The organism is Enterobacter sp. kpr-6, from assembly GCF_900116015.1.
Lineage (GTDB): Bacteria > Pseudomonadota > Gammaproteobacteria > Enterobacterales > Enterobacteriaceae > Enterobacter_D.
The window spans coordinates 180,929-196,113 of the sequence record NZ_FOYH01000002.1 but is presented as its reverse complement, the minus strand read 5'-3'; the positions used below and the strand labels follow the sequence as shown (position 1 = coordinate 196,113).

Sequence of the window (15,185 nt, the reverse complement as noted above, 5' to 3'; positions counted from 1 at the left end):
ATGAGTAAACAACGTATCTTTGTCGCCGGTCATCGCGGAATGGTGGGATCGGCCATCGTACGCCAGCTTGAGCAGCGCGGTGACGTTGAACTGATTCTGCGCACCCGCGATGAACTTAATCTGCTGGATGCACGCGCGGTGGATGAGTTTTTTGCCACTCAGTCGATCGATCAGGTTTATCTGGCGGCAGCGAAGGTGGGCGGCATTGTCGCCAACAACACCTATCCGGCGGAGTTCATTTTCGAAAACCTGATGATTGAGAGCAACATCATTCACGCCGCGCATACGCACAACGTGAACAAGCTACTGTTTCTCGGCTCGTCCTGCATCTACCCGAAAATGGCCCAGCAACCGATGGCGGAGAGCGAACTGTTACAGGGCACGCTCGAAGCCACCAACGAGCCGTATGCCATTGCCAAAATTGCCGGGATCAAACTGTGCGAGTCCTATAACCGCCAGTACGGGCGCGATTATCGCTCGGTGATGCCGACCAATCTGTACGGGCCGAACGACAACTTCCACCCGAGCAATTCCCATGTGATCCCGGCGCTGCTGCGTCGCTTCCATGAAGCCGCACAGCAAAACGCCACCGACGTGGTGGTGTGGGGCAGCGGCACGCCGATGCGTGAGTTCCTGCACGTGGATGATATGGCCGCGGCCAGCATTCATGTGATGGAACTGGATCGCGAGGTGTGGGCGGAAAACACCGAACCGATGCTGTCGCACATTAACGTCGGCACCGGGGTGGACTGCACCATCCGCGAACTGGCGCAGACGCTGGCACAGGTGACGGGCTTTAAAGGGCGCGTGGTGTTTGACGCCAGCAAACCCGACGGCACGCCGCGCAAGCTGCTAGATGTGACGCGTCTGCATCAACTGGGCTGGTATCACGAGGTCTCGCTTGAGGCTGGGCTGGCAAGCACCTATCAGTGGTTCCTTGAAAACCAGCAGCGGTTCCGGGGGTAAGCATGTTTTTAAGTCAGGAAGATTTCGCCACGGTGGTACGCGCCACGCCGCTGATCTCCATCGATTTGATCGTGGAGAACTCGCGCGGTGAGTTTTTACTCGGTGAGCGCACCAACCGCCCGGCGCAGGGCTACTGGTTCGTGCCCGGCGGGCGCGTGCAAAAGGATGAGCCACTGGCAGCCGCGTTTGAGCGTCTGACCGAAGCCGAACTGGGTGTTTCCTTACCGATTGAGGCAGGGGAGTTCTACGGCGTCTGGCAGCACTTCTATGACGACAACTTTTCAGGCCGGGATTTTTCCACGCACTACATCGTGCTCGGCTTTCGCCTGAAGATTGATGAAACGACGCTTACGCTGCCCGCCGAACAGCACGGCGCGTGGCGCTGGCAGTCGCCTGAGGCGATTTTGGCCAGCGACAACGTGCATGCCAACAGCCGTGCCTATTTTGCGGCGGATAAGTCCGGGGTACCGGGCTTATGAAGATCCTGGTATACGGAATTAACTACTCGCCGGAGCTGACCGGGATCGGCAAATACACCGGCGAAATGGTGGAATGGATGGCCCGCGAGGGCCATGACGTGCGGGTGATCACCGCGCCGCCTTACTACCCGGAATGGAAAGTGGGTGAACGTTATTCTGCCTGGCGCTACCGCCGGGAAGAGGGCGCGGCGACCGTCTGGCGCTGCCCGCTCTATGTGCCGAAACAACCCTCAACGTTAAAGCGCCTGATCCACCTGAGCAGCTTTGCGCTGAGCAGCTTTTTCCCGCTGATGGCGCAGCGCCGCTGGAAGCCGGATCGCATTATCGGCGTGGTGCCGACGCTGTTTTGTACACCGGGGATGCGCCTGCTGGCCAGACTCTCCGGCGCGCGCACCCTGCTGCATATTCAGGATTATGAAGTGGACGCCATGCTCGGTCTGGGAATGGCGGGCAAAGGCAAGGGCGGCAAAATCGCTCGCCTGGCCAGCGCCTTTGAGCGCAACGGCCTGCACAACGTCGATAACGTATCGACCATCTCCCGCTCGATGATGAACAAAGCACAAGAAAAGGGCGTGGCGGCGGAAAAGATCATTTTCTTCCCGAACTGGTCGGAAGTGGCGCGTTTTCGCGACGTTACTGATGAAGATGCGCTGGCACTTCGTCAGCAACTGGCGCTGCCGCAGGATAAAAACATCATTCTTTACTCCGGCAACATCGGTGAGAAGCAGGGCCTGGAAACGGTGATCGACGCCGCTGCCAGACTGCACGACAAGCCGTGGCTGTTTGTGATTGTCGGTCAGGGCGGTGGCAAGGCGCGGCTGGAAAATCTGGCCCGCGAGCGCGGCCTGACCAACGTGGTTTTCCACCCGTTGCAGTCCTATGACGCGCTGCCTGCGCTGCTGAAAATGGCCGATTGCCATCTGGTGATCCAGAAACGGGGTGCCGCCGATGCGGTGCTGCCGTCAAAACTTACCAATATTCTGGCCGTCGGCGGCAATGCGGTGATCACCGCAGAAGCCGCGACCGAACTTGGCCAGCTTTGCGACGCCCATACGGGGATCGCGGTGTGCGTCGAACCGGAATCGGTCGATGCGCTGATCGCCGGCATCGAGCAGGCGATGGTGATGCCCAAAACCAACACGGTGGCACGTGAATATGCCGAACGCACGCTCGAAAAAGAGAGCGTGTTAAGCCAGTTTATTGCAGATATCCGGGATTAAAAAAAATGCCTAAATCCATACTTTATCCGGTGGTGATGGCCGGGGGTACCGGTAGTCGTCTGTGGCCGCTGTCCCGCGTGCTCTATCCCAAACAGTTTTTATGCCTGAAGGGCGAACTGACGATGCTGCAAACGACGGTGTGCCGTCTGAGTGGTGTCGAGTGCGAAAGCCCGGTGGTGATTTGCAACGAACAGCACCGCTTTATCGTTGCCGAACAACTGCGTCAGCTCAACAAGCTGACGGAAAACATCATTCTGGAACCTGCCGGACGCAATACCGCGCCTGCCATTGCGCTGGCGGCGCTGGCGGCAAAACGCAACAGCCCGGATGCCGATCCGCTGATGCTGGTGCTGGCGGCGGATCATGTGATTCAAAATGAAGAAGCTTTCCGCGACGCGGTGCGTGCGGCGATGCCGTTTGCCGAAAGCGGCAAGCTGGTGACCTTTGGCATCGTGCCGGATCTGCCGGAAACCGGCTACGGCTATATTCGCCGGGGCGACGTCAGCCCGGGTGAAGTGGATGCGGTGGCCTTTGACGTGGCGCAGTTCGTTGAAAAACCGGATCTGGAAACCGCGCAGGCCTATGTCGCCAGCGGGGAATATTACTGGAACAGCGGCATGTTCCTGTTCCGCGCCGGACGCTATCTGGAGGAGCTGGCGAAGTTCCGCCCGGATATCCTCGCGGCCTGCGAGAAGGCGATGGCGACCGTCGATCCGGATCTCGATTTTATCCGCGTCGATGAAGAAGCGTTCCTCGAATGCCCGGAAGAGTCCGTGGATTACGCAGTGATGGAAAAAACCGCCGATGCGGTGGTGGTGCCGATGGACGCGGGCTGGAGCGATGTCGGCTCCTGGTCATCACTGTGGGAAATCAGCGCCCATACGCCGGAGGGAAACGTCCATCACGGCGACGTTATCAGCCATAAAACCGAAAACAGCTATGTCTATGCGGAATCGGGGCTGGTGACCACCGTGGGGGTAAAGGATCTGGTGGTGGTGCAAACCAAAGACGCGGTGCTGATCGCCGATCGCAATTCGGTGCAGGACGTCAAAAAAGTGGTTGAGCAGATCAAATCCGATGGCCGCCATGAGCACCATATCCACCGGGAAGTTTACCGTCCGTGGGGGAAATATGACTCTATCGATACCGGCGAACGCTACCAGGTGAAGCGCATCACCGTGAAGCCGGGCGAGGGGCTGTCGGTGCAGATGCATCATCACCGCGCCGAGCACTGGGTGATCGTGGCGGGCACCGCGAAAGTCACCATCAACGATGAAGTCAAACTGCTGGGCGAAAACGAGTCGATTTATATTCCGCTCGGTGCGACCCACTGCCTGGAAAACCCAGGGAAAATTCCGCTCGATTTAATTGAAGTGCGCTCCGGCTCCTATCTCGAAGAAGACGACATTGTGCGTTTTGAGGATCGCTACGGGCGAGTCTGATTTTTGCCGGTAAGCGCAGCATTACCGGGCAATAAAAATGAAAACTGAATTGGCCTGTTATCAGGCCCAGGTTGAGCATTGCCTGAAAACGAGGTCATTATGGAAAAATTAACCTGTTTTAAAGCCTACGATATTCGCGGCAAACTCGGCGAAGAGCTTAATGAAGACATCGCCTGGCGCATCGGTCGTGCGTATGGCGAATACCTGAAGCCGCAGACCATTGTGCTCGGCGGTGATGTGCGCCTGACCAGTGAGCAGCTTAAACTGGCGCTGGCAAAAGGGTTGCAGGACGCGGGCGTGGACGTGCTGGACATTGGGCTGTCCGGCACTGAAGAGATTTATTTTGCCACTTTCCATTTGGGCGTTGATGGCGGCATCGAAGTCACCGCCAGCCATAACCCGATGGACTACAACGGCATGAAGCTGGTGCGCAAAGGCGCACGGCCAATCAGCGGCGACACCGGCCTGCGCGATGTGCAGCGCCTTGCCGAAGCCAACGACTTCCCGCCGGTCAATGAGGCTGCGCGCGGCACGTACAAAAAAATCGATCTGCGTGACGCCTATATCGATCACCTGCTTGGCTACATCGATCTTAATAACCTCACGCCGCTGAAACTGGTGATTAACTCCGGTAACGGCGCGGCTGGTCCGGTGGTGGATGCCATCGAAGCGCGCTTTAAAGCCCGCGGCGTGCCGGTGACTTTTATCAAAGTGCACAACACCCCGGACGGCAACTTCCCGAACGGCATTCCTAACCCGCTGCTGCCTGAGTGCCGCGCCGATACCCGCAACGCGGTGATTGAGCACGGCGCGGATATGGGCATCGCGTTTGACGGTGATTTCGACCGCTGCTTCCTGTTTGATGGCGACGGTCAGTTTATTGAAGGCTATTACATCGTCGGCCTGCTGGCAGAAGCGTTCCTGGAGAAACACCCCGGCGCGAAAATCATTCACGATCCGCGCCTCTCCTGGAACACCGTTGATGTGGTCACGGCAGCCGGTGGCGAGCCGGTGATGTCGAAAACCGGTCACGCGTTCATTAAAGAACGGATGCGCGAGGAAGACGCCATCTACGGTGGCGAGATGAGCGCGCACCACTATTTCCGTGATTTTGCCTACTGCGACAGCGGGATGATCCCCTGGCTGCTGGTGACGGAACTGCTGTGCCTGAAAAAACAGTCGCTCAGTGAACTGGTCCGCGATCGCATGTCGGCATTTCCGGCGAGCGGCGAGATTAACCGCAAACTGGCCGATCCGGTAACGGCTATTGCCCGCGTCGAGCAGCACTTTGCGCCGGACGCACTGGAGATCGACCGCACGGATGGAATCAGCATGGCGTTTACGGACTGGCGCTTTAATTTGCGTTCATCCAATACCGAGCCGGTTGTGCGGCTGAATGTGGAATCGCGCCGCGATGTGGCGCTGATGGAAGCGCGAACCGAGGCCATTCTGGCGCTGTTGAATCAGTAATTGAGGGCGGTGACCCCTCACCCCGGCCCTCTCCCTGTGGGAGAGGGTTAGGGTGAGGGGAAAAAATAAACAGGAACAGCGATGACAAATCTAAAAAAGCGCGAACGGGCGAAGACCAATGCATCGTTAATCTCAATGGTGCAGCGATTCTCAGACATCACCATCATGTTCGGTGGGCTATGGATTGTCTGTAAGCTCCACGCGCTCCCTTTTTTCTATCTGCATCTCCTCATGGCCCTGATCACGCTGGTGGTGTTCCAGATGATCGGCGGGATGACTGATTTTTACCGCTCCTGGCGCGGGGTGAAAATCTCCACCGAACTGGTGCTGCTGCTGCAAAACTGGACGCTGAGCCTGATTTTCAGCGCCGGACTGATGGCCTTTAACGCCGATTTCGATAACACCTTTTCCGTGTTTTTCGCCTGGTATGTGTTGAGCAGCGTCGGGCTGGTGGTCAGCCGCACGTTAATCCGTTTTATGGCGGGCTGGCTGCGCAACCATGGGTACAACACCCGGCGGGTGGCGGTGGCGGGCGATCTGGCGGTCGGGCAACTGCTGCTGGACAGCTTTCGCAATGAGCCGTGGCTGGGGTTTGAAGTGGTCGGTGTCTATCACGATCCGAAAGCGGGCGGTGTGACCGCTGACTGGGCGGGTAATTACGAGCAACTGCTGGAAGACGCCAAAGCCGCCAAAATTCATAACGTCTACATTGCCATGCCGATGAGCGAAGAGTCGGGCATCAAACGCCTGGTGCGCGAACTGGCAGACACCACCTGTTCGGTGATCCTCATCCCGGACGTGTTCACCTTCAATATTCTGCATTCGCGCATTGAGGAGATGAACGGGGTGCCGGTGGTGCCGCTGTACGACACGCCGCTCTCCGGCATGAACCGCGTACTGAAGCGGGTGGAAGATATCGTGCTGTCGTCGATGATTTTGCTGCTGATTTCGCCCGTGCTGCTGTGCATCGCCGCCGCGGTCAAAATCAGCTCGCCAGGCCCGGTGATTTTCCGCCAGACGCGCTACGGCATGGACGGCAAGCCGATCATGGTGTGGAAATTCCGTTCTATGAAAGTGATGGAAAATGCCGCCGTGGTGACACAGGCGACGCAAAACGATCCGCGCGTTACCCGCGTCGGCAACTTCCTGCGCCGCACATCGCTTGATGAACTTCCGCAGTTTATCAATGTGCTAACCGGCGGGATGTCGATTGTCGGGCCGCGTCCGCATGCCGTGGCGCATAACGAGCAGTACCGTACGCTGATTCAGGGCTACATGCTGCGTCACAAAGTGAAGCCGGGCATTACCGGCTGGGCACAAATCAACGGCTGGCGCGGCGAGACGGATACGCTGGAAAAAATGGAAAAACGCATCGAGTTCGACCTGGAGTACATCCGCGAGTGGAGCCTCTGGTTTGATATCAAAATCGTTTTTCTGACCATCTTCAAAGGCTTTGTGAATAAAGCAGCGTACTGAGTGAGCAGATCATGAGCCTGAGAGAGAAAACCATCAGCGGAGCAAAGTGGTCAGCCATGGCCACGCTCATCATCATCGGCCTTGGGCTGGTGCAGATGACCTGGCTTGCCCGCATTATCGACAACCACCAGTTTGGCCTGCTGACCGTATCGCTGGTGATCATCGCGCTGGCCGATACGCTGTCGGATTTCGGTATCGCCAACTCGATTATCCAGCGTAAAGAGATCAGCCACCTCGAACTCACCACCCTGTACTGGCTGAACGTCGGGCTGGGGCTGGTGGTCTGCGTGGCGATGTTCCTGTTAAGCGGCCTGATTGCCGATGCGCTGAATAACCCGGATCTGGAATCGCTGATCAAAACCCTGTCGGTGGCGTTCGTGCTGATCCCGCACGGGCAGCAGTTCCGCGCGCTGATGCAAAAGGAGCTGGAGTTTCGCAAGATCGGCATGATTGAAACGGTGTCAGTGATGGCCGGATTTAGCTTTACAGTGATCAGCGCCTGGTACTGGCCGCTGGCGTTAACTGCGATCCTCGGTTATCTGGTCAACACCACCGTGCGCACGCTGCTGTTCGGCTTTTTTGGCCGCAAAATCTACCGTCCCGGACTGCATTTTTCGCTGGCGTCGGTCAGTTCTAACCTGCGGTTTGGCGCGTGGCTCACCGCCGACAGCGTCATCAACTACGTCAATACCAACCTCTCTACGCTTGTACTGGCGCGCATTCTCGGGGCCAGCGTCGCGGGCGGCTATAACCTGGCGTACAACGTCGCCGTGGTGCCGCCGATGAAGCTCAACCCGATCATCACCCGCGTGCTGTTCCCGGCGTTCGCCAAAATTCAGGACGACATGGAGAAGCTGCGGCTTAATTTCTACAAGCTGCTGTCGGTGGTGGGGATTATTAACTTCCCGATCTTGCTTGGCCTGATGGTGGTGGCGAATCACTTTGTGCCGCTGGTGTTTGGCGAGAAGTGGAACAGCATCATTCCGATCCTGCAACTGCTGTGCATTGTGGGCCTGCTGCGTGCGGTGGGGAACCCGGTCGGGTCGCTGCTGATGGCGAAAGCCCGCGTGGATATCAGCTTTAAATTCAATGTTTTTAAAACGTTTTTGTTTGTACCGGCCATTATCGCGGGCGGTCATCTGGGCGGTGCGCTCGGCGTGACGCTCGGCTTTTTGCTGGTGCAGATTATCAACACCGTGCTGACTTATTTCGTGATGATTAAACCGGTGCTGGGGGCCAGCTACCGGCAGTACATCCTGAGCCTGTGGCTGCCGTTTTATCTGTCGCTGCCGACGCTGGTAGTGAGTTATGGCCTCGGCGTGGCGCTGGCCGGGCATCTGACGCTTGCGCCACTGCTGGCTACGCAAGTGCTCGCCGGGGCGCTGGCGTTCGCGGTGATGATCGTGCTGTCGCGGAATGCGCTGGTGGTCGAGCTGAAGCGGCAGTTTTGCCGTAATGAAAGAGTCAGAGTGCTGCTGCGGGCGGGGTAAATCACCTCTCACCCTCACCCTAACCCTCTCCCTGAGGGAGAGGGGACAGTACGGTGCACGATTTTCTCCCTCACCCTAAGGCAGAGGGGACAATATGGTGCACGATTTTCTCCCTCTCCCTTAGGGAGAGGGCCGGGGTGAGGGTTGCCTCACCTGACAAATGAAGAAACCTTTAAGAGGTCACTATGAAATTATTAATTCTGGGCAACCACACCTGCGGGAACCGGGGTGACAGCGCCATTCTGCGCGGATTACTGGATGCCATTACCACGCTTAGCCCGGATGCCGAAGTGGATGTCATGAGCCGCTACCCGGTCAGCTCCTCCTGGTTGCTGAACCGTCCGGTGATGGGCGATCCGCTGTTCAGCCAGATGAAACAGCACAATACCGCCGCCGGTCTGGTCGGGCGGGTGAAAAAGGTCCTGCGCCGTCGCTATCAGCATCAGGTGCTGCTTTCGCGTGTGACCGACAGCGGCAGGCTGCGCAATATTGCCATTGCCCAGGGCTTTACCGATTTCGTGCGCCTGCTCGCAGGCTACGACGCCATTATTCAGGTCGGCGGTTCGTTCTTTGTCGATCTCTATGGCGTGCCGCAGTTTGAACATGCGCTCTGCACCTTCATGGCGAAAAAGCCGCTGTATATGATCGGTCACAGCGTGGGGCCGTTCCAGGACGCCCAGTTTAACCAACTGGCGAACTATGTGTTTGGTCACTGCGACGCGCTGATCCTGCGCGAGCGCGTCAGCCTCGATCTGATGAAGCACAGCCAGATCAACACCGACAAAGTGGAGCAGGGCGTGGATACCGCCTGGCTGGTGGATCATCACCATGACGATTTCCAGGCGAGCTACGCCGTGCAGCACTGGCTGGACGTGGCGGCGAAGCAGAAAACCGTCGCCATTACCCTGCGCGAACTGGCCCCGTTCGATAAGCGCCTCGGCACGACTCAGCAGGCGTATGAAAAAGCGTTTGCTGAGGTCGTTAACCGGGTGCTGGATGCGGGTTATCAGGTGCTGGCGCTCTCAACCTGTACCGGGATCGACAGTTACAACAAGGATGACCGCATGGTCGCCCTCAATCTGCGTGGACTGGTGAACGATCCGTCGCGCTTCCATGTGGTGATGGACGAACTGAACGATCTGGAGATGGGCAAGATTTTTGCCGCCTGCGATCTGACCGTCGGTACCCGTCTGCATTCCGCCATTATCTCTATGAACTTCGGCACCCCGGCTATCGCCATCAACTACGAACACAAGTCAGCGGGCATTATGCAGCAGCTTGGGATGCCGGAGATGGCCATTGATATTCGCCATCTGCTTGACGGTTCGCTGGCATCAATGGTGGCAGATACGCTCGGACAGCTTCCGGCGATCAACACCCGTCTCGCTACCGCCGTTGCCGCCGAGCGCGAGCACGGTTTGCAGATGGTGAAATCGGTGCTCGATCGCGTGGAGGTGAAATGAAGGTCAGTTTCTTTCTGCTGAAGTTTCCCCTCTCGTCTGAGACGTTTGTGCTGAATCAGATCGTGGCCTTTATCAACATGGGCTATGAAGTGGAAATCGTCGCCCTGCATAAGGGCGATTTGAGCAATACCCATGCGGCGTATAAAGAGTATGGGCTGGCGGAGAAAACCCACTGGCTGCTGGATGAGCCGGAGGGGAAGGCGGCAAAACTGCGCTATCGCGCGAAGGCGATCCTCGCAGGAATGGGGCGCATCTCTACCTGGAAGGCGCTCAACGTCCGGCGCTACGGGGACGAGGCGCGCAACCTGATCCTGGCCGCTATCTGCGGTTTGACGCCGCGCACCTTCAGCGCCGATGTGTTTATCGCGCACTTCGGTCCGGCGGGCGTTACCGCGGCCAAACTGCGGGAACTGGGGATCATCAACGGCAAGATTGCGACCGTGTTTCACGGCATTGACGTTTCGCACCGGGAAGTGCTCAACCACTATACGCCGGAGTATCAGGCACTGTTCCGCCGCGGCGATTTGATGCTGCCGATTAGCGATCTGTGGGCCGGACGGCTGAAAACCATGGGCTGCCCGCCGGAAAAAATCGCGGTGTCCCGCATGGGCGTGGATATGTCGCGCTTCTCGCAGCGCCCGGTAAAAGCACCGGGCCGCTCTTTGCAAATTATCTCGGTGGCGCGACTCACCGAGAAAAAAGGGCTCCACGTGGCGATTGAAGCCTGCCGTCTGCTTAAAGCGCGCGGGGTGAATTTTCATTACCGCATCCTCGGTATTGGCCCCTGGGAGCGCCGTCTGCGTACGCTGATTGAACAGTTCGAACTGGAAGATGTGATCGAGATGCCGGGCTTTAAGCCCAGCCATGAGGTCAAGGCGCTGCTCGATGAGGCGGATGTGTTCCTGCTGCCATCGGTGACCGGCGCGGATGGCGACATGGAGGGTATTCCGGTGGCGCTGATGGAGGCGATGGCGGTGGGCATTCCGGTCGTTTCCACCGTGCACAGCGGCATTCCTGAACTGATCGAGGCTGACCAGTCCGGCTGGCTGGTGCCGGAGAACGATCCGCAGGCGCTGGCTGACCGGCTTGCCAGGTTCAGCCAGATGCAAAGTGAGGAACTGGTGCCGGTGGTCAGTCGCGCCCGCCAGAAAGTGGAGGCCGATTTTAATCAGCAAATCATCAATCAGCGCCTCGCCACTCTTTTACAAACGCTTTGAGCTGAGGTTTTATGATCGAACGTTTTACTCGCCGTCACTTCATTAAAGCCGGTTCCGCGCTTGCTTCCCTTCCTCTGCTCTCATCCCCGGCCTTTGCGCTGGGGAAGAGCGACACCGTGAATATCCGCGATTACCCCAACCATGACTGGATTGCTGCGTTCAAACAGGCGTTTATCGACGGCAATACGGTGATCGTTCCCGCCGGGCTGGTCTGCGAAAACATTAATACCGGGATTTTTATCCCTGAAGGCAAAACGCTGCTGGTGCGCGGCGGGCTTAAAGGCAACGGGCGCGGACGTTTTGTATTGCAGGATGGCAGCCGGGTTATCGGGGAGGAGGGCGGCAGCCTGTATAACATCACCCTTGATGTGCGCGGTTCAGACTGCGTGATCAAAGGCCTCGCCATGAGCGGTTTTGGGCCGGTGACGCAGATCTATATCGGCGGCAAAAACAAACGCGTGATGCGCAATCTCACCATCGATGACATCACAGTGACGAAGTCCAACTACGCGATTTTGCGGCAGGGATTTCATAACCAGATCGTCGGCGCGCGCATTACCAACAGCCGTTTCAGCTACTTGCAGGGGGACGCGATTGAGTGGAATGTGGCGATCAATGACCGCGATATTCTTATTTCCGATCACGTCATCGACCACATCGACTGCACCAACGGCAAAATCAACTGGGGCATCGGCATCGGGCTGGCGGGCAGTACCTATGACAATGCGTACCCGGAAGATCAGGCGGTAAAAAACTTCGTGGTGGCGAACATCACCGGCAGCCACTGCCGCCAGCTGGTGCACGTCGAGAACGGCAAACACTTTATTATTCGTAATATCACGGCCACGGATATCACCCCGGAATACAGTAAAAAGGCCGGGATCGATAACGCAACGGTGGCGATTTACGGCTGCGATAATTTCGTAATTGATAATGTGAAAATGCATAACAGCGCGGGGATGCTGATCGGTTACGGGGTCATTAAGGGCAATTACCTTTCTATTCCGCAAAACTTTAAGCTCAATGATATTCAGCTCGATAACAGCGACAGCACCCTCAAGCTGCGCGGGATCCAGATTTCCTCCGGTAATGCGACTTCGTTTGTGGCGATCACCCGTGTTCGTCTTTCCCATGCTTCACTGGAGCTGCATAACAAACCGCAGCACCTGTTTTTGCGTGATATCAACATTATGCAACGCGCCGATCGCGGGCCTGCGCTGAAGATGCATTTCGATTTACGTAAGGATGTGCGCGGACGCTTTATGGCAAAACAGGACACGCTGCTGTCGCTGGCGAATATAAAAGCGGTGAATGAAAAAGGGCAGAGTTCAGTGGATATCGACCGGCTGGATCACCAGGTGGTAAACGCAGAAAAATTGAACTTCAGGCTGCCTGAGAAGCGCGGATAATCGCGCTTTTGCGAACATTCCTGGTGTAAACAGCCCTCAGTTCAGATTACATCTACTGCAAATCCACAGCCACCGGCGTACCATCATTAGCAGCAATGAGTCAGCGAAAACCTGCTGGCTAAAGCAGGCTAAATAGCTATAATTCATCAACCATTTACAGGTGGAATAGATAATGATTAATTTGAAAGCAGTTATTCCGGTAGCAGGACTTGGGATGCACATGCTCCCCGCCACGAAGGCCATTCCTAAAGAGATGCTGCCGATCGTTGATAAGCCGATGATTCAGTACATTGTCGACGAAGTGGTAGCTGCTGGTATCAAAGAAATCGTTCTGGTTACTCATTCTTCAAAAAACGCGGTTGAAAACCACTTCGACACCTCCTATGAGCTGGAAGCCCTGCTGGAACAGCGCGTGAAGCGCCAGTTGCTGGCGGAAGTCCAGTCCATCTGTCCGCCGGGCGTGACCATCATGAACGTGCGTCAGGCGCAGCCGTTAGGTCTGGGTCACTCTATTCTCTGTGCCCGCCCAATTGTTGGCGATAATCCTTTTGTGGTTGTGCTGCCGGATATTATTCTCGATAACGCCAGCGCCGATCCGCTGCGTTATAACCTCGCTGCTATGGTGGCGCGCTTTAACGAGACGGGCCGCAGCCAGGTGCTGGCAAAACGGATGAAGGGCGATCTGTCTGAGTACTCCGTCATTGCCACCAAAGAGCCGCTGGATAACGAAGGTAAAGTGAGCCGTATCGTTAACTTTATCGAAAAACCGGATCAGCCGCAGACGCTTAATTCCGATCTGATGGCGGTGGGCCGCTATGTCCTGTCCGGTGACATCTGGGCTGAGCTTGAGAAAACCGAGCCGGGTGCATGGGGCCGTATCCAGCTTACCGATGCAATCGCCAATCTCGCCGAGAAGCAGGCCGTTGATGCGATGCTGATGACAGGCGATAGCTACGATTGCGGTAAAAAAATGGGTTACATGCAGGCATTTGTGAACTATGGTTTGCGTAACCATAAAGAAGGGCAGAAGTTCCGCGAGAGCATCAGGAAGCTGTTAAGCTAATGGTTGAATGAATGTTCAGGAACGTGTTCGGCTAGTTTGAGCATCAGAGCAGTAGAAGATTCATGCAGCACAGTGATGTGCGGCAATGAATATTCTGCTGCTTTTTTATTTTCAAGCTACAAATTCTTGTAGATCAAAGGTTTGAAAAACACGCAACCGCGGGAAACAATCAGAATTTTCCTTGTTTCCTGTGGGAATAAGGATGACAATTAGCATTTGATATAAGGTTTGTAAACGGACTCGGTGCCAGCTACAAGCCTCCGGTTTCATACAATTCGCCTGTACTCAGTCCACTGGTAGCTGTAGAGCCAGGGGCGGTAGCGTGTCGCGCACAGCGAATTACGTTTCAATATCTCAATAATTTATATCTTTAATTTTCCGAATATAGTTAAGAGCGAAAATACACGTGAAAATTCTGGTTACTGGTGGTGCAGGCTTTATTGGTTCTGCCGTTGTTAGGCACATTATTAAAAATACGCAGGATTCCGTCATCAATGTTGATAAATTGACCTATGCCGGAAACCTGGAATCCTTAATCGATGTGGATAATGATCCACGCTACTGCTTTGAGCATGCAGATATCTGCGATGCTCAGGCAATGGAGCGCATTTTTGCTGAGCATAAGCCTGACGCAGTGATGCACCTGGCGGCGGAAAGTCATGTTGACCGCTCTATTACCGGCCCGGCGGCGTTTATCGAAACCAATATCGTTGGCACCTACGTCCTGCTGGAAGCCGCGCGTAAATACTGGTCAGAATTAGCGGCGGACAAGAAAGCAGCGTTCCGCTTCCACCATATTTCTACCGACGAAGTATATGGCGACCTGCCACACCCGGATGAAGTGGTTGCCGGCGCTGAACTGCCGCTGTTTACCGAAAAAACCGCCTATGCGCCGAGCAGCCCATACTCTGCTTCGAAAGCCTCCAGTGATCACCTCGTCCGCGCCTGGCTTCGTACCTACGGTTTCCCAACGATCGTGACCAACTGCTCTAACAACTACGGCCCATATCACTTCCCGGAAAAACTGATCCCGCTGGTGATTCTCAATGCTCTGGAAGGTAAAGCCCTGCCAATTTATGGCAAAGGCGACCAGATCCGCGACTGGCTGTACGTTGAAGACCATGCTCGCGCACTTTATACGGTTGTTACTCAAGGCAAACCGGGCGAGACCTATAATATTGGCGGCCATAACGAGAAGAAAAATCTCGATGTGGTGCATAACATTTGCGATTTGCTGGATGTAATTGTGCCGAAAGCCAATTCCTACCGTGAGCAAATCACCTATGTAGCCGACCGTCCAGGTCACGATCGTCGCTATGCTATTGACGCGGATAAAATCAGCCGTGAGCTGGGGTGGCAACCAGAAGAAACCTTTGAATCCGGGATTCGTAAAACCGTTGAATGGTACCTGGATAATCAGCAGTGGGTGGCGAATGTAAAAAGCGGCGCTTATCAAACCTGGATTGAACAGAACTACGAGAGCCGCTAAC

At 56.0% G+C, this 15,185-nt stretch carries 12 protein-coding genes; all 12 read left to right on the top strand.

The window, feature by feature from the left end; all coding sequences use genetic code 11:
- Nucleotides 1–966 carry a GDP-L-fucose synthase gene (locus BM373_RS05700; protein WP_090460383.1) on the top strand — a complete coding sequence of 322 codons (966 nt, stop codon included), beginning with the start codon at nt 1–3 and terminating at the stop codon, nt 964–966.
- Between the two features lie 2 nt (nt 967–968).
- Nucleotides 969–1,445, top strand: coding sequence for a GDP-mannose mannosyl hydrolase (locus BM373_RS05695; RefSeq protein WP_090460381.1), 477 nt, complete (start codon nt 969–971; stop codon nt 1,443–1,445).
- A complete protein-coding gene (wcaI, locus tag BM373_RS05690; RefSeq protein WP_090460379.1) occupies nt 1,442–2,665 on the top strand; it encodes a colanic acid biosynthesis fucosyltransferase WcaI in 1,224 nt (407 codons plus the stop codon). Before BM373_RS05695 ends, wcaI begins: the two co-directional genes overlap by 4 nt.
- Nucleotides 2,666–2,670: 5 nt before the next feature.
- Nucleotides 2,671–4,107 (top strand): mannose-1-phosphate guanyltransferase, encoded by a 1,437-nt coding sequence (gene cpsB / locus BM373_RS05685; protein ID WP_090460376.1) that lies wholly within the window; start codon nt 2,671–2,673, stop codon nt 4,105–4,107.
- Nucleotides 4,108–4,206: 99 nt separating this feature from the next.
- Entirely contained in the window at nt 4,207–5,577 is a 1,371-nt protein-coding gene (cpsG, locus tag BM373_RS05680) for a colanic acid biosynthesis phosphomannomutase CpsG (protein WP_090460374.1), read from the top strand.
- Between the two features lie 81 nt (nt 5,578–5,658).
- Entirely contained in the window at nt 5,659–7,053 is a 1,395-nt protein-coding gene (gene wcaJ / locus BM373_RS05675; RefSeq protein ID WP_090460372.1) for an undecaprenyl-phosphate glucose phosphotransferase, read from the top strand.
- An 11-nt stretch (nt 7,054–7,064) separates the two neighbouring features.
- A complete protein-coding gene (locus BM373_RS05670) occupies nt 7,065–8,543 on the top strand; it encodes an MOP flippase family protein (protein ID WP_090460370.1) in 1,479 nt (492 codons plus the stop codon).
- Nucleotides 8,544–8,728: 185 nt separating this feature from the next.
- Nucleotides 8,729–10,006: a colanic acid biosynthesis pyruvyl transferase WcaK gene (wcaK, locus tag BM373_RS05665; protein WP_090460368.1), complete on the top strand. Its 1,278-nt coding sequence runs from the start codon at nt 8,729–8,731 to the stop codon at nt 10,004–10,006.
- A complete protein-coding gene (gene wcaL / locus BM373_RS05660; protein ID WP_090460366.1) occupies nt 10,003–11,223 on the top strand; it encodes a colanic acid biosynthesis glycosyltransferase WcaL in 1,221 nt (406 codons plus the stop codon). Before wcaK ends, wcaL begins: the two co-directional genes overlap by 4 nt.
- An 11-nt stretch (nt 11,224–11,234) precedes the next feature.
- Entirely contained in the window at nt 11,235–12,632 is a 1,398-nt protein-coding gene (wcaM, locus tag BM373_RS05655; protein ID WP_090460364.1) for a colanic acid biosynthesis protein WcaM, read from the top strand.
- 172 nt (nt 12,633–12,804) lie between these two features.
- Complete coding sequence (gene galF / locus BM373_RS05650) at nt 12,805–13,695, top strand: UTP--glucose-1-phosphate uridylyltransferase GalF (protein WP_090460362.1); 891 nt, start codon at nt 12,805–12,807, stop codon at nt 13,693–13,695.
- Between the two features lie 406 nt (nt 13,696–14,101).
- The gene (rfbB, locus tag BM373_RS05645; RefSeq protein WP_090460360.1) at nt 14,102–15,184 is read left to right on the top strand and encodes a dTDP-glucose 4,6-dehydratase; all 1,083 of its coding nucleotides are present in this window, start codon (nt 14,102–14,104) and stop codon (nt 15,182–15,184) included.
- The last annotated feature ends 1 nt before the right edge of the window (nt 15,185 follow it).

Coding starts and splice junctions, on each gene's coding strand:
- cpsG (WP_090460374.1), top strand. CDS start 4,207: ATGGAAAAATTAACCTGTTTTAAAGCCTACGATATTCGCGGCAAACTC.
- BM373_RS05670 (WP_090460370.1), top strand. CDS start 7,065: ATGAGCCTGAGAGAGAAAACCATCAGCGGAGCAAAGTGGTCAGCCATG.
- wcaK (WP_090460368.1), top strand. CDS start 8,729: ATGAAATTATTAATTCTGGGCAACCACACCTGCGGGAACCGGGGTGAC.
- cpsB (WP_090460376.1), top strand. CDS start 2,671: ATGCCTAAATCCATACTTTATCCGGTGGTGATGGCCGGGGGTACCGGT.
- wcaM (WP_090460364.1), top strand. CDS start 11,235: ATGATCGAACGTTTTACTCGCCGTCACTTCATTAAAGCCGGTTCCGCG.
- BM373_RS05695 (WP_090460381.1), top strand. CDS start 969: ATGTTTTTAAGTCAGGAAGATTTCGCCACGGTGGTACGCGCCACGCCG.
- wcaL (WP_090460366.1), top strand. CDS start 10,003: ATGAAGGTCAGTTTCTTTCTGCTGAAGTTTCCCCTCTCGTCTGAGACG.
- BM373_RS05700 (WP_090460383.1), top strand. CDS start 1: ATGAGTAAACAACGTATCTTTGTCGCCGGTCATCGCGGAATGGTGGGA.
- wcaJ (WP_090460372.1), top strand. CDS start 5,659: ATGACAAATCTAAAAAAGCGCGAACGGGCGAAGACCAATGCATCGTTA.
- wcaI (WP_090460379.1), top strand. CDS start 1,442: ATGAAGATCCTGGTATACGGAATTAACTACTCGCCGGAGCTGACCGGG.
- galF (WP_090460362.1), top strand. CDS start 12,805: ATGATTAATTTGAAAGCAGTTATTCCGGTAGCAGGACTTGGGATGCAC.